This window comes from Bradyrhizobium genomosp. I (2014), from assembly GCF_000261685.1.
Lineage (GTDB): Bacteria > Pseudomonadota > Alphaproteobacteria > Rhizobiales > Xanthobacteraceae > Bradyrhizobium.
Window position 1 is genome coordinate 1 of sequence record NZ_AJQE01000275.1, and the last position, 14146, is coordinate 14146.

The window sequence follows — 14146 nt, forward strand, 5'->3', positions numbered from 1 at the left end:
CTCCGGCCGCGATGCGACCGGAGCTTTGTCGTGAACGCGAGCTATCAGTAGATCCCGTAGGCGCAGACATTCACGACGCGCACGCGCAGGCCATGACGGGTCCGGACGAGGCGCTCCTGGTAGCAGTTGCTGACGCCGGTGTTGACGTAGACGCCGCCCCAGCCCGGACCCCAGCCGTGACCCCAGTGGTGATGATGGAAACCGCCGGCCGAGGCGGCGGTGGGGGCGAGAGCGGCAACACCGAGCGAGCCGGCGGCGATCAGACCAAGAGCAAGCTTACGAAACATCTTCATTCTCCATTTGGCGCTAAGCCATTGTTGTGTCCCTGCATCTCGGTCGAGACGAGATGCGATCGCGTTCACACGGGATGAGGAGAATCGTGTTTCAGGATTGTTTCGTGGGCTGCGACAAAGTGTACTGCCGTCGGGCTTTTCGCAGCGCGCGATAGCGCGCAGCCATCGCCTGCGTCATCTCTGCCATCTTGTCGCGGAGGTCGGCGGGCTCGAGCACTTCGGCCTCGGGGCCGAGCCGCAGCAATTCCGCTGCGGCGTGCCACGACGTCTTGCCGACCGGGATTCGCGCAATGCGCCAGCCATCGGCATCTATGGTCTCTTCAAGCTGCGTGCGTGCCTTGACATAGGGCTGGCTCAGCGCGTCGAGCAGCTTCACGCCGAACGGCGACAGCCGCACGATCGCGACATTCGGATGCATCTCGGCCTCGAGGCGCAGCGTCGCTGCCTGCCAATAGGCGGCGAGATCGAAGCTGGCGGGACGATCGAAGCGGTTGTCGAGCGCCGTGCAGTCGAGCACGCGCGCGACGCGATAGGTACGCACGCTGCCGTCGACCTGGCCGGCGAGATACCAGCTGCCGCCCTTCAGCACGAGGCCAAGCGGGGCGACGCGGCGCTGCTTCTCCGCGCGCCAGCTCTGGTATCGGATCCTGATCAGCGTCCCGCGCAGCACGGCGCCGGCGATGGCGCGCAGGTGCTTCGGGTCCTCCGCCTCGCCGAACCAGCCCGGCGCGTCCAGGTGAAAACGCTCCTGCATCCGCCCGGCGTTCTCGCGCAGATTCGCAGGCAGCGCGGCCATCAGCTTGTTCTGCGCGGCGATCATCGCCGCGTCCAGCCCGAGCGCCGCCGCCGGGCCGGGCAATCCCGCCAGAAACAGCGCTCCTGCCTCGGTCTGCGACAGCCCATTCAGCCGCACGCGATAGCCGTCGAGCAGGCGATAGCCGCCTTCGGCGCCGCGGTCGGCGTAGACGGGGACGCCGGACGCCGCGAGCGCATCGATGTCGCGATAGATCGTGCGCACCGAGACCTCGCAGGCCTCCGCAAGCTCAGGCGCGGTGACCCGCCCCCTGGCCTGGAGGGTGGTGAGGATCGACAGCATCCGGCTCGCGCGCATGATCCCTTAAACCATACCTGACAGAAGATGTCAGGTATGGTCCGCTACAAGCTGCGCCATCGCCAAAAGGTCAGATGGAGACTGCCATGACCGATCCGAACCGCATCACGCTGTATTATTCGCCGCAGACGCGCGCCACCGGCACGCGGGTGCTGCTGGAGGAACTGGGGGCTCCTTACGATCTCCATGTCCTCAACATGAAGGCCGGCGAGCAGCGTCAGTCCGGCTATCTTGCCATCAACCCGCTCGGCAAGGTGCCGGCGATCGGTCACGGCGAGGCGCTGGTGACCGAGCAGGTCGCCATCACCATCTATCTCGCTGACCTGTTTCCGCAGGCCGGCCTCACGCCCTCTCTGACTGATCCGCTCCGCGGCCCCTACCTCCGCTGGATCGCGTATTACGGGTCGTCGTTCGAGCCGGCCCTGATCGACAAGTTCATGCAACGCGAGCCAGCGCCGATCACGCAGTCGCCCTATGCCGACTACGACACCATGTTGGGTGCGCTCGAGACGCAGCTGTCGAAGGGGCCGTATCTGCTCGGCGAGCGCATGACGGCCGCCGACGTGTTGTGGGGGGTCGCGTTCAGCTGGACCATGATGTTCGGTATCGTGCCGAAGAAGGACGTCTTCGTCCGCTATGCGGAGCGCATGACGGCGCGGCCGGCATTCCGGCGGATCACGGCGGCCGACGCCGAGATCGCGGCGCAGCATGCGGCTGCGGCTGGAGGGTAGGCGGCTCGTGCCTCATTCTCCGCTGTCGTCCCGGATCGGGGCACGCTTGTCCGGGACGACAGCGGAGTATGAGGCGCGTCCCGATCCCTCAAAACCGCGGTGTCCGCTTCTCGGCAAATGCCCTGATGCCTTCCTTGATCTCGTCGCCGCGCATGCTGTCGCGGTGGCGCTGGTCGGCGGCTTCCTCATCGAGTTCGCCGCGGGCGAACTCGTTGATGGCGCGCTTCATGCCGCGCATCGCCTGCGGCGCGTTGCCCGCGAGGACGCCGGCAAGCCTGTCGACCTCCTCGTCCAGGAATTCCACCGGCACCATCGCGGTGAGATAGCCGATGCGCAGCATCTCCGGCGCGCTGATCTTCTGCGCGGTCAGGAACAGCTTCTTCGCATTGTCCGGGCCGAGGCGCGTCACGTAGCGTTTGATGCCGCTCGGGTAATAATGCAGCCCAAGCCGCGCCGCCGGCATGAACATTTCCGCGGTATCGACACCGATCCGGAAATCGCAGGCGAGCGCCAGGTCGGTCGAGCCGCCATAGACGCCGCCGTTAAGCCGGCAGATCGTCGGTACGCCCAAATCCTCCAGCCGGTTGACGACCACCGCGAAGGCCGAGCCCGCGCTCTGCTGCTCGTTCGCGCTGACCGCGCGCTCCGCCACCGAGTTGAGATCGTAGCCCGCGGAGAACGCACGCCCGGTGCCGGTCAGCACCAGCACGCGAATATCGGGATCGGCCTCGATCCGGTCGAACAGTCTGACCAGTTCGTCCAGATCCTCCGCCTGGAGCCGGTTGAGATGCTTGGGTCGGTTGAGGCGGATGGTGGCACGTGCGCCGGTGATTTCGAGCAGGGGGCCGGTAGCTGCGTCGGCGGTGTCCGACATTCTTGTCTCCATTGTCGGCGCCAAAGTGCCCGCCCGGGCGGAAACCGTCAACAACGGTGCGCGGATCAGGCGCTCTGGGCCGTCTTCACCACCACGACATTGCTGTCGTCCGGCGGGGCAGGGGCGGCATCGCGCACCGTCTTCTCGGCTTCGCTGGCATGACGTTTCAGATAGTCGCGGCGCATGCCGATCTCGTCGCGGACGAATTCGTAGCCGAGCTTGAAGGTGTCGAGCCCGTCGGTACTGATGGTGCCGTCTCGCAGGCCGATAACGGCGCCGCGCAAGATGGCCTCCAGCTCGTCCTGGAGACATTCGAGCTGATCCAGCGAGTGGGCATGCTCGATCCGCTCGCCGATGTCGAGGATGGCGGTCGAGAGCTCGCTGGCCTTCTCCGGCGCGATGCGGGTGATCTTGGTGTAGATCGCCGCAAAGATCGAGCCGATGACGCTGAGCGCCGCGGCGCCCACATACATCAGGTCGCTGTACTTATCCATGAACGATTTGGTGTCGTCGTTGATGTAGTCGGCTGCCCCCTGGTGTGCCATCACGAAGGCGTCCTTCTCGACGGAGGCCGGCTCTATCCTGGTGGCGAAGCCGTTGTCGAGCCCGAGCGCGGACTTGTTTTCGTAGATGGTGCGGGCCAGTTCGCCCGCCGTGGATACCGACATTCTGGATTGCGCGATCAGCAGCCATTCGAGCCCGATCGTGTCGAGGTCGTCGTCGGGAATCTGCGGCGAAGCCGACAGCGTGCCTGCCGTCAGCGTCTCGCTGGAAATGCCGGGGAATTTGCGCGCCAGCGCCTTGACCTCGTCGATCGCGTTGAGCGTGAAGCCGCCGCGCCTGGCGAGGTGCTCATAGGCCTTGTCCCTGACTGCCCCGGAGGCGTGGACGATGGCGATCACCGCGCCAACGCCGTTTGGCGGTGCAAACAGCTTGTCGAGCTTTGCGCCCTGCGGCGCCATCTGGATCTTCGCAGTGTCAGGACCGTCGGGAAGGTCGAGGATGCTGCGGACGAAGGCGAGGGAGGATTCATTCTCGGCCAAGACCGCGACCTTCCTCCTCTTCAGATCGGCAATCGACTTGATCTTCTTGTTGCCGGGACCAAGCAGGAGCACGAGATCATGCTCGAGAATCGCGAGGGCGCGCGCCCGCAGCGGCACCTTGGCGTCGGTACGCAGGACGGCGAGGTCAGCCTGCCTGCGATCGAATTGGGCGAGCGCCTTGGCGTCGTCTGCATTGTTGACGATCTTGATCCGGAAGCGCGAGGCGTTGTTCTTCAGCACGACGGCGAGCTTGGCCGCGAACAGCGCCTCGTCACTGTTGGGAGCGCCGACGGCAAAGGTCAGCGTCTCCGAATTGTGCAGCAAAGCGCGACCACCCCAGACGGTGGCGAACGACAACAGCAGGGTCAGCACGACGTACAGGAAAACCTGCTGCTGATTTGTCTTGATCACCTTGGGGCGTGGGGGTGCCGGTTCGGTCGGCGATGAGATGGGGCCTTCAGTACTCATGGCAGCACTCTGGCCTTGAGTCGCGGATGGCACCGGCTCGTGGCGGGCGCCCTGTAATTCGTAAACGTCTGAAAAAAGAACGATATTCTCTATCGCCAATGATAGCGCGACGGTAGCAGAATGCAAATTCCGAGCCGGAGGTAACCTTACTCGATGTGTCCGCGGCGATTGGTCATCCTATCACCAGTTAGCCACAGTTGGCGATTTTCCGGTTCCCCCCGCTGCATTCCGCCGCGGGAGATGTCATAAATCACGCGTCCCGGCGATTTGACCGGTCCAAGAAGAAGCTGCGCTGAACGCTCCAATTCTTCTCGTCACGTCAATGAGGGCGTTAGCTTGTCGTTTCCACCCATGTCATCGGCGATTCCGCTTGAAGCGCTCATTGGCTGGATGTTGCTGCTGACCTTCAAGCACATCATCGCCGATTTCGTTCTTCAGACCGCCTGGATGGCGCACGGCAAGGACCAGAAGCATGGCTGGGCTCTGCCGCTTCTGGTGCACTGCCTGATCCACCTTGCCGTTGCGCTGCCGTTGATTCTGATCGTGGCGCCGAAATTCTGGTTCGTGGCGCTGATCGATTTCATGATCCACATCACGATCGACCGCGCCAAGGGGTTCGTCTCGGCGAATTTCGGCGTCGACCTTGCGCATCCCTGGTTCTGGACCCTGATCGGCGTCGACCAGGCGCTGCACCATCTCACCGGCTTCGGCCTCTCCATCTTCATGGCGGCGAACTGAGAGCGGCCGTCCTGCGGCCTTTGGCTGGAAGCAATCGCTTGCATCACGAGAGGTCGTCATGGCCGGGCTTGTCCCGGGCATCCACGTTCTTCGTGCCACTTGGCTCTCCGTGGATGGCCGGGACAAGCCCGGCCATGACGCCGGGAGAGCATTTGCGCCCTCGCGCCCTCTGATTCGCGGCAAGGGCGCAGGCACTCCGGGCGACCACCGGGCAGCGTGGTTAACCCTTCGTTAGAGAATTGCGCTGCATCTTCCCCACACGAGGGAGAACTGCAATGTTTTCAAGCCGCGACACCTTTGAAAGCGATTTCTGCCCGGTCCGCGACGAGCTCCTTGGCGAGATGTATCGCGCCAGCGAAAGTGGGCTGCCGAGGCTGGTTGAGAGTGTTTCCCCTGACGCGCGCGCCAGGCTGGCGCTGTTTTGCTACCGCCGCAGCCATTTGCACTCGCTGGCGGTCGCGATCGCAGCAAGCTGCAGCGAGCGTGACCTGATCGAGAACGGCGGCCGCGTCGGCTCGACGCTCTACGCGCTGTCGCGCGAACGCACGGCGAAATCCTCACCGTCGCTGTCGGGCGGGCGCAAGCCGATCACGCTGTCGACCAAGCCGCTCTCGGTGCTCGCGCCGCTCGATGACGAGCTCGACGACGAAATCAGCGAAGCGGTGCCCGCCTAAGCGGCCTCTATCACAGGGAACCCGAACTTCCGTCGCGCCATCGCGCATTCGGCGTCGCCCGGCATGCAGGTGCGGCAGACTTCCGGCCGCACTTCATAGATACCGCAAGCGGTCGACTTGCCGATTTCTCCCTCCAATGCCGAGCAGCGATCACCCTCGCAGCGCATGCCGGACTGGCGCTCGTTGACCAGCGTCTCGGGAATAGCGGCAAGCTCCTCGTCGCTCTCGATCGAGAAGCGCGGCCAGTTCGCCGAATAGCCGCAGCAGGCCCCGCAACCCTGGCAACAGCTCGACAGATCGATGAGGGAGCTCTCTTCCATCGTCACGTGTCCTTTGGCGGACCCCAGACCAGGCTCTGCCGCCATCTTGCGCGCAGCACGTCGCGCCGTTCCGGATATTTCTCGTCGAGATAGGTCGCCTCGACCACGCGGTCGGTACGGAAGCTGCGGAAGTCGCCGCGCAGCTCGCACCAGGCCGCCAGCAGCCGCACCGCTTCGAGATAGCCGACGGAAATCGGCCAGATCACGCGCTCGCTGGGGCGGCCTTGCTCGTCGCGATAGCGCAGCATGATCTTCTTGCCTTCGTGGATCTGGGTGCGGGTGCGGGCCATGTCCAGGCGGTCCGGCTCCCTGTTCCAGCTCGGCCGCGCCCGGCTCGCCGGCTCCAGCACGAAGGGCCGCAGGCGCTCAGGCACGGTGTCGGCGATCTTGGCCATCAAGTCTTCGGCCGCGCGCGCCAGCGCGGAGTCAGCGTGGCCCGCGACCCATTGCGCGCCCAGCACCGCCGCCTCGATCTCGTCGGGTGTCAGCATGAGCGGCGGGAGGTCAAAACCCTTTTCCAGGATGTAGCCCATGCCGGCTTCGCCGCGGATCGGCACGCGCTGGCCGATCAGCGTCGCGATGTCGCGATAGATCGTGCGCTTCGAGGTCTCGAGCTCGCCCGCGATCGCGTCCGCCGTCAGCGGCTTCCGCGTGCGCCTCAGCACCTGGATGATTTGAAACAGCCGGTCGGCGCGTCTCATGACAGGTCCCTTGTCGCTGCTTTTTTCTCGGTGGTCTCTTCAGAGGGCGGCGCGCGGCTGCTGACAGGATGTTGGCAGCAGGGGAGTTCTATACCGGGACAACACATCGACTGAAGAGGATTTGTCCATGATCATTCCAACCCATTTCGGCCCGGCCGGCCCGTTGTGGCGGAGCCAGCCTTTCCAGATCCAGGCGTGGCGGGCCTGGGCGTTCAGCTGCTTCGTTTCGCTTGATTCCACGGTCGTCGACCTCCGCCTTGCGCTCGCGACCGCCGTGACGCGTTCGCTGGTCCATGCCGCGGATGCGCTGGTTCGCCATGTGATGGGCCGCGCCTGGCGAGGGGCCCGCTTCGCAGAAGATATCACGGCTGCTGCCACCATGGTGGCAGCAGCCGGCCGCTAGGTTCCTTCAACTCGTTCGACACGTTCGGGAGAGCTTCATGATCACGCTTTACGGCTTTGGCACCGGCTTCGGCCTGCCGGAAATCAGCCCCTTCGTCACCAAGACCGAGGTGCAGCTCAAGATGGCGGGCCTGCCCTACCGGAAGGAGCGGGCTATGCCGCCCGCGTCGCCCAAGGGACAGCTGCCCTTCATCGACGATGGCGGCGAAGCCGTGGCTGATTCCACCTTCATCCGCGCCCATATCGAGCGCCGCTACGGCTTCGATTTCGACGCCGGCCTGTCGCTGGCCGAGCGCGCGCAGGCCTGGGCGTTCGAGCGCATGATCGAGCATCACGTCTATTGGGCGCTGGTCGGCGCGCGCTGGGTCGATCCGGTCAATTTCGCCAAGGGGCCTGCGCATTTCTTCGATGGCGCGCCGGAGCACAATCGCGAGAAGCTGCGCGAGGATGCGCAATTCCGCGTCGCCGAGAACTATCTGCTCTCCGGCCTCGGCCGCCATGCGCCGGATGACGACGTCGATCTCGCGGTCCGCTCGCTCTTCGCGCTGTCGGTGCAGCTCGGCGACAGGGCGTACCTGATGGGCAGCAAGCCCTGCGGCGTCGATGCCACCGCCTTCGGCGCGCTCGCCGGAATCCTGACGCCTTTCTTCGAGTCCGGACTGCGCCAGCGGGCCGAGGGATTTCCAAACCTCACCGCCTATGTCGATCGCATGATGGAGACATACTATCCCGAATTCGCTTGGATCCCGCTGCGGCAGGCAGCGTAGGAACGCGCCGTATCCGCTTCGTCATGCCCGGGCTTGTCCCGGGCATCCACGTTCTTCGCGCCGCGGGGCAAGGCGTGGATGGCCGGGACAAGCCCGGCCATGACGACCTGAGAGTCCGGAGCAAAAACAAAAGAGCCGGCCCATCGGGCCGGCTCTCGTCGTCTCAAATCTTTCGTCGCACCTACTTCACCAGCGAGTACTTGCCGTCCTTCACCGTGAGCAGGATGCGCGAGCGCTGGTCGAGGCCGTAGCGGTCCTTTTCGGTGAAGTTGTAAACGCCCTGGCTCGCCGCGAGCTCCTTCTCCGTTAGCAGCGCTTGGCGGATGGCTTCGCGGAATTCCGGCGTGCCCGGCTTCGCCGTCTTCAACGCCACCGGAATGATGCGCTTGAGGATCTCGAACGCGTCATAGGAATGGCCGGCGAACTGGCTGCGGCTGTTCGGGCCATATTTGGCTTCATAGGCCGAGTTCAGCGCGAGGCCCGGCTTCTTGGTCAGCGCGCTGTCCGGCTGGTCCTCGGGGTCCATGACCGGACCGGAGGCCATCAGCACGCCCTCCGCCGCCTTGCCGGCGATGCGGATGAAGTCCATGCTGGCAGCACCGTGGGTCTGGTAGATCAGGCCCTTGTAACCGCGCTCGCGCAGCTCGGTCTGCGGCAGGGCGGCCGCGGTGCCGGATGCGCCGACCAGGATCGCATCGGGATTGGCGGCAACGAGCTTCAGCACCTGCCCGGTCACCGAGGTATCGGGACGGGCAAAGCGCTCCTCGTCGACGATGGTCATGCCCATCGGCACGGCCTGGGCCTTGAGGTCGTTGAACCAGAGGTCGCCATAGGAGTCGGAATAGCCGATATAGCCGAGCGTCTTCACGCCCTTGGACTTCATATGGTCGTACAGCACCTTGCCGACGATCGGAATCGGCTGCGGCATCGCGACCGACCACTTCATGCGCTCGGGCGTGATCGGGAACGGCGCCAGGCCGAAATGCGGGATGCCGGCTTCGTTGGCGACGTTGGAGACCGCGATGGTCGGCGGCGTCAGCGCCGAGCCCATGATGAGGTCGGCCTTCGATTCGGTCACGAAGCGGCGGGCGTTGGTGGTCGCCGTGGTGGGATCGCCGCCGTCGTCGAGCACGATCACCTTCAGCGGCACGCCGCCGATCTCCTTCGGCACGAACTCCAGCGCGTTGCGCTCGGGAATGCCGAGCGCTGCACCCGGGCCGGTCGTCGTGGTGGTGATGCCAATGGTGACTTCGCTGGTCTGCGCCAGCGCAGGCACTGCCGGCAGTGCCAGCGCCGCCGCGGTGATGGCGGCGGTCAGGTAAAAGCGTTTCATCTATTCCTCCCTTTACGTGTTTCCTTGAAAGCAGAAATTGGGGGGTAATTCAGCCCCCTCTTTTGGTGATGCGGCGATTTAGCTCCAGGCTCAACTCCCCGTGAACTTCGCTACCATTTCCGCCGGGAACGGTGCCGATTTCAGCTTGTCGGGGTTAACGGGATCGCGGCCGACCAGCACGCGGGTCTCGAACCCCTCGATCGCCAGCGCCTCGCCCTTGTAGACGTTGTGTTTCACCTCGAAGCTCGAGCGCTTGATGCTCTCGATCCTCGTCTCGATGGTGATCCAGTCGCCATAGGTCGAGGGAATGTAGAACTTGGCCCGCGTGTCGACCATCGGGATGCCCACCAGGCCGTATTTGCGGACCAGATCCTGCTTGGAGAAGCCGGCGACCTCGAACAGGGTCGAGGTCGAATCGTCGAACATCGCGAAATAGCGCGGGTAATAGACGATGTTGGCGGGGTCGCAATCGCCCCACTGGATCTGGACCTCGCGCCGGTTCACGAACATGCGCGGCGCCTCATTTCGGCGCCATGCGCAGCGATCCGTCGAGGCGCACCACTTCGCCGTTCAGATACGCATTCTCGACCATGTGCAGCGCGAGCGCGGCGAATTCGTCGGCATTGCCGAGCCGGCGCGGGAAGGGGATCGCGGCGGCGAGCGAGTCCTGGGCTTCCTGCGGCAGGTTCGCGAGCAGCGGCGTCAGGAACAGGCCGGGCGCGATGGTCAGCACGCGGACGCCGAACTGCGCGAGCTCGCGCGCGATCGGCAGCGTCATGCCGACGATGCCGCCCTTCGAGGCCGAATAGGCGGACTGGCCGATCTGGCCGTCATAGGCGGCGACGGACGCCGTGTTGATGATGACGCCGCGCTCGCCGGTCGCCTGCGGCTCCAGCCTGGACATCTCGGTCGCGGCAAGGCGCAGCATGTTGAAGGTGCCGATCAGATTGACCTTGATCACCTTGTCGAAATCGGCGAGCGCCATCGGGCCGTCGCGGCCGACCACGCGCTTGGCAACGCCGATGCCGGCGCAATTGACCAGCACGCGGGCCGGGCCATGGGCCTTGGTCGCCTGCGCGATCGCGGCTTCCGCGGAGGCGGCGTCGGAGACGTCGCAGGTCACGGCGACGCCGTTGATCTCGGCGGCGACGGTTTCCGCGAGCTTGGCATTGAGATCGAACACCGCGACCTTGGCGCCCTGCGCCGCCAGCTTTCGCGCGGTCGCCGCACCCAATCCCGATGCGCCGCCGGTCACGATGGCTGCCTGATCCTTCAACAACATGGCGTTCTCCTTTGGCGATGATTTCTCAAGCGACCGATATCACACGGTTCGATGGATTGGCAGCGTAGAGCTCCTCGATCAGCTCGCCGCGATGCTCCAGCACCGCACGCTGGTTGATCGAGCCCTTGTCGGTGACTTCGCCCTTGTCGATCGACAGCGGCGTGTCCATCAGGATCGCGCGCGTGATCCGTGTCGAGGAGCCGGTGGCCTGGCTGAGAAAACGCGTCAGGCGTTCGCGAAAAGCCTCGCGCACCAGCCGGTCCCGCGTGGCGACGACGAGATCGTCGGTCGGCAGCGTCGGGTTGATCAGCCGGCAGCCGTCGAGGTCGAGCACGACCAGCGCGGAGATCTCGTCACGGTTGATGCCGGCGATGACGACGTCGCGCACCAGCGGGGCGCAGGCCGCAACGAAGCGCGCTCGCAAGGGACCGACGCTGACCCAGGTGCCGCTCGCCAGCTTGAAATCCTCGCTGACGCGGCCGTCGAAGTCGAAGCCGGCGTTGAGATCATCGGGATCGGTCGGCTTGAGCGCATCGCCGAGCTTGTAGAATCCTTCCTCGTCGAAGGATTTTGCGGTGATGTCGGGCTGACGCCAGTAGCCGGGCATCACGTTCGGCCCCTTGCAGCGGACCTCCAGCTTGCCGTTGTTCGGCACCAGCTTGGCGTCGTTGCCCGAGACGGGCAGGCCGACATGGCCGGAACGGCTGGTGCGCGGATTGACCGACATGAAGAACGGCGCGGTCTCGGTGGCGCCCAAGCCGGTCAGCATCGGCACGCGGTAGCCTTTTTCCTTTACCGCAAGCTCGTCGAGGCTGTTCCAGACGAACGGCGACAGCGCCGCGCCCGAGAAGAACATCGCGTGCAGCCGGTCGAAGAACTTTGCGCGCAGGCCCTGGTCGTCGCGCAGATACGGCAACAGCGATTCGTAGCCCTTGGGCACGTTGAAGTAGACCGTGGGCGAAATCTCCTGGAGATTGCGCACGGTCTCCTCGATGCCGCCGGGCATCGGCTTGCCGGCGTCCAGATACATCGAGCCGCCGTTGTAGAGCGTCAATCCGATATTGTGGTTGCCGCCAAAGGTGTGGTTCCAGGGCAGCCAGTCGATGATGACGGGCGGCTCGTCCTTGAGAAAGGCGAGCGTCTCGCGCAGCATCACCTGGTTGGCGCAGATCATGCGCTGGGTGTTGATGACGGCCTTGGGATTGCCGGTCGAGCCCGAGGTCAGCAGGAATTTTGCGATGGCGTCGGGCCCGATCCTGCCGTGGACGTCGTCGAGGTCGCTGCGGAGCGGCGTTGCCATGAGGTCGGCGAGCAGGGTGACGTCGCGGCCCGGCACATGGCCATAGGACGCGGCGATCTCGGTGCCGAGCGAAACATTGGCGGTGAGCGCATCGGCGAACTTGTCGGCATCCTCGGCGAAGACGAGGCCGGGCGTCAGCAGCTTCATCAGATAGGATAGCTTGCCGTAATCCTTCGACACCAGCGAATAGGCCGGCGACACCGGGCAGAATGGAACGCCGGCATAGAACGCGCCGAAGGCGAGCAGGGCATGGTCGATCGAATTGCCGGAGAGGATGACGACCGGGCGCTCCGCCGACAGACCGCGCGCAATCAGACTTGATGCGATGTGCCGGCTCGCGGTGAGCAACTCGGCATAGGTGATCTTGCGCCAGCCGCGACCGCCTTCGCGCTCGGCCATGAAGACGCGGTCCGGCGTGGTCTGGGCCCAATGATGCAGGCGGTCGGTGATGCGGACCGGGTAGTCGCCGAGCGGCTGCTTCGGCCTGAGGTAGATCGTGCCGTCGTCGCGCCGCTCGACATTGACGACGGGATCGCCGAACGAGATCGGCCGCAGCGGCAAAGTGCTCGCGCCGCGCTCCATGCTGGAAGAGGAGGGCTGCGCGCTCATGACTTCGGCTTTACCTTTGCGGTCTTGTGTTCGAGGAATTCGCGGATCCTGCGTTTTGCTTCCTTGTCGCTCTGCGCCACCGTTGCCATCAGCGATTCCATCAGAAGACCGGTCTGCGGATTGGCCTCCGCGATCATCGGCAGCGCCTGGAGCACGGCAAAATTGGTCAGCGGCGCGTTGGAGGCGATCTTCGTTGCAAGCTCCAGCGCCTTGCCGAGCCCGTTGCCAGCCTCCGTCAGATATTGCGCGAAGCCGTAGGACGCGCCTTCGGTCGCGCTGTAGACGCGTCCGGTCAGCATCATGTCCATCATCCTGGCGACGCCGATCAGCCGCGGCAGCCGCACCGAGCCGCCGCCGCCGACGAAGATGCCGCGCTGTCCCTCCGGCAGCGCGAAATAGGTCGAGGGCTCGGCGACGCGGATATGCGCGGCGCAGGCAAGCTCGAGCCCGCCGCCGATCACGGCGCCCCGAAGCGCCGCGATGACGGGCACGCGGCTGTACTGGATGCGATCGAACACCCGGTGCCACATCTGGGAATGGAGCAGGCCGCCGGTCGCGTCATGCTCGGTCAATTCGGACAGGTCGAGACCGCTGGAGAAATGGTCGCCGATGCCGTGGATGACGACCGCACCGATGTCCTCGGGCAGGGAGGCAAAACACTCGCCGATTTCCAGGATGATGCCGTCATTGAGCGCATTGCGCTTCGCCGGCCGGTTCAGACCAACGGTCAGAACCCGGTCCGCCCGCTCGATCCTCAAAAGCCCGGAGGCACCCGCGTCAGCGGTCTCGGCGTTTCCCTGTGTCATTTGCGTCCTTATCAGAATAGTTATGTTGTATAACGAATTCTGGGGGAGTCAATATGGAGCCGGGCGGCGATCCTCACATTCGGTGTCGTTCCGGCGAACGCCGGGACCCATACTCCCGGGAAGAATTTGGCGAAGATTGATCGTTCGGCACCGCGACCGCCGCGATCGATAGATCGCGCGGTATGGGTACCGGCGTTCGCCGGAACGACGGCGGCGTGTGTGGCTCACACCACCTGATGCACGTCGATCACCACGCGATCCGCGTGCCGCGCGGCCGAGCCGACGAAAATGTGCTCCATCAGCCAGCGATATTTCTCGTGTCCGGTCTCGAACTTCGGCACGGTGCGGAAGTAGATCAGCCTGGGGTCGACCGGCTCGCCGCGCTTGAGCTTTTGCAGCAGCTCGACCGGGCCGAAGCGCATGCCCTTGTTCTCGACGTAGATGATAGCGCCCTCGTCGGTTTCGAAGGCGTATTTGGCTTCGAGATCGATCAGCTCGTTGGGACGAATGGTCTGGAAGTCGGCGCCGAATGGCAGCACCTTGCCTTTGACCCCGCCCGTCACCTCGCCGCCGATGATCGGGATGATGCGGCGAACGCCGATCCCGGTCTCGCCGGCGGTCACGACGTCGCCGATGCGGGCGGTGATGGTGAAGGCGTATTTGGTCTCGAGGGTGGGTGTGGTCATCGCGTCAC

The 14146-nt window shown here is 64.8% G+C and carries 17 protein-coding genes; 5 read left to right on the forward strand and 12 right to left on the reverse strand.

What is annotated here, in order from left to right; genetic code table 11:
• Positions 1 to 44: 44 nt before the first annotated feature.
• The gene (locus IC50_RS25420; RefSeq protein ID WP_035711273.1) at positions 45 to 287 is read right to left on the reverse strand and encodes a hypothetical protein; all 243 of its coding nucleotides are present in this window, start codon (positions 285 to 287) and stop codon (positions 45 to 47) included.
• Positions 288 to 384: 97 nt separating this feature from the next.
• Positions 385 to 1404, reverse strand: a complete 1020-nt coding sequence (locus IC50_RS25425) for a helix-turn-helix transcriptional regulator (RefSeq protein ID WP_035711217.1) — start codon at positions 1402 to 1404, stop codon at positions 385 to 387.
• An 86-nt stretch (positions 1405 to 1490) separates the two neighbouring features.
• Between IC50_RS25425 and IC50_RS25430 the strand changes: the two genes are divergently transcribed.
• Positions 1491 to 2135: a glutathione S-transferase family protein gene (locus IC50_RS25430; protein WP_035711274.1), complete on the forward strand. Its 645-nt coding sequence runs from the start codon at positions 1491 to 1493 to the stop codon at positions 2133 to 2135.
• An 88-nt stretch (positions 2136 to 2223) separates the two neighbouring features.
• Here IC50_RS25430 and IC50_RS25435 read toward each other — a convergent pair whose 3' ends face one another.
• On the reverse strand, positions 2224 to 3009 hold the full coding sequence (locus IC50_RS25435; protein ID WP_035711219.1) for an enoyl-CoA hydratase/isomerase family protein: 786 nt from the start codon (positions 3007 to 3009) through the stop codon (positions 2224 to 2226).
• 65 nt (positions 3010 to 3074) lie between these two features.
• Positions 3075 to 4520, reverse strand: a complete 1446-nt coding sequence (locus tag IC50_RS25440) for a TAXI family TRAP transporter solute-binding subunit (protein WP_050991087.1) — start codon at positions 4518 to 4520, stop codon at positions 3075 to 3077.
• 390 nt (positions 4521 to 4910) lie between these two features.
• Here IC50_RS25440 and IC50_RS25445 point away from each other — a divergent pair, with 390 nt between their 5' ends.
• Both IC50_RS25445 and IC50_RS42045 read left to right on the forward strand, forming a co-directional pair.
• Positions 4911 to 5258 carry a DUF3307 domain-containing protein gene (locus IC50_RS25445; protein ID WP_050991089.1) on the forward strand — a complete coding sequence of 116 codons (348 nt, stop codon included), beginning with the start codon at positions 4911 to 4913 and terminating at the stop codon, positions 5256 to 5258.
• A gap of 275 nt (positions 5259 to 5533) precedes the next feature.
• On the forward strand, positions 5534 to 5932 hold the full coding sequence (locus IC50_RS42045) for a hypothetical protein (protein ID WP_035711225.1): 399 nt from the start codon (positions 5534 to 5536) through the stop codon (positions 5930 to 5932).
• Here IC50_RS42045 and IC50_RS25455 read toward each other — a convergent pair.
• Together IC50_RS25455 and IC50_RS25460 are read right to left on the reverse strand one after the other, a co-directional pair.
• Entirely contained in the window at positions 5929 to 6252 is a 324-nt protein-coding gene (locus IC50_RS25455) for a YkgJ family cysteine cluster protein (RefSeq protein ID WP_035711276.1), read from the reverse strand. The genes IC50_RS42045 and IC50_RS25455 overlap by 4 nt on opposite strands.
• Before the next feature lie 2 nt (positions 6253 to 6254).
• On the reverse strand, positions 6255 to 6953 hold the full coding sequence (locus IC50_RS25460; RefSeq protein ID WP_035711226.1) for a helix-turn-helix transcriptional regulator: 699 nt from the start codon (positions 6951 to 6953) through the stop codon (positions 6255 to 6257).
• A gap of 127 nt (positions 6954 to 7080) precedes the next feature.
• Between IC50_RS25460 and IC50_RS25465 the strand changes: the two genes are divergently transcribed.
• Positions 7081 to 7356: a hypothetical protein gene (locus tag IC50_RS25465; RefSeq protein WP_035711229.1), complete on the forward strand. Its 276-nt coding sequence runs from the start codon at positions 7081 to 7083 to the stop codon at positions 7354 to 7356.
• A 37-nt stretch (positions 7357 to 7393) separates the two neighbouring features.
• Positions 7394 to 8122, forward strand: a complete 729-nt coding sequence (locus IC50_RS25470; protein WP_035711230.1) for a glutathione S-transferase family protein — start codon at positions 7394 to 7396, stop codon at positions 8120 to 8122.
• A 181-nt stretch (positions 8123 to 8303) separates the two neighbouring features.
• Here the strand turns inward: IC50_RS25470 and IC50_RS25475 are convergent, their stop codons facing one another.
• From IC50_RS25475 to IC50_RS25500, 6 genes are all read right to left on the reverse strand, one after another.
• The gene (locus IC50_RS25475; RefSeq protein ID WP_035711233.1) at positions 8304 to 9455 is read right to left on the reverse strand and encodes an ABC transporter substrate-binding protein; all 1152 of its coding nucleotides are present in this window, start codon (positions 9453 to 9455) and stop codon (positions 8304 to 8306) included.
• A gap of 90 nt (positions 9456 to 9545) precedes the next feature.
• Complete coding sequence (locus IC50_RS25480) at positions 9546 to 9965, reverse strand: acyl-CoA thioesterase (protein ID WP_024340606.1); 420 nt, start codon at positions 9963 to 9965, stop codon at positions 9546 to 9548.
• Positions 9966 to 9975: 10 nt separating this feature from the next.
• Positions 9976 to 10737, reverse strand: a complete 762-nt coding sequence (locus tag IC50_RS25485; protein ID WP_035711235.1) for an SDR family NAD(P)-dependent oxidoreductase — start codon at positions 10735 to 10737, stop codon at positions 9976 to 9978.
• A gap of 25 nt (positions 10738 to 10762) precedes the next feature.
• Complete coding sequence (locus tag IC50_RS25490; protein WP_035711237.1) at positions 10763 to 12646, reverse strand: feruloyl-CoA synthase; 1884 nt, start codon at positions 12644 to 12646, stop codon at positions 10763 to 10765.
• Entirely contained in the window at positions 12643 to 13452 is an 810-nt protein-coding gene (locus IC50_RS25495) for a crotonase/enoyl-CoA hydratase family protein (RefSeq protein ID WP_011090568.1), read from the reverse strand. Before IC50_RS25495 ends, IC50_RS25490 begins: the two co-directional genes overlap by 4 nt.
• Positions 13453 to 13676: 224 nt before the next feature.
• Complete coding sequence (locus tag IC50_RS25500) at positions 13677 to 14138, reverse strand: DUF3237 domain-containing protein (RefSeq protein WP_035711239.1); 462 nt, start codon at positions 14136 to 14138, stop codon at positions 13677 to 13679.
• Between the last annotated feature and the right edge of the window lie 8 nt (positions 14139 to 14146).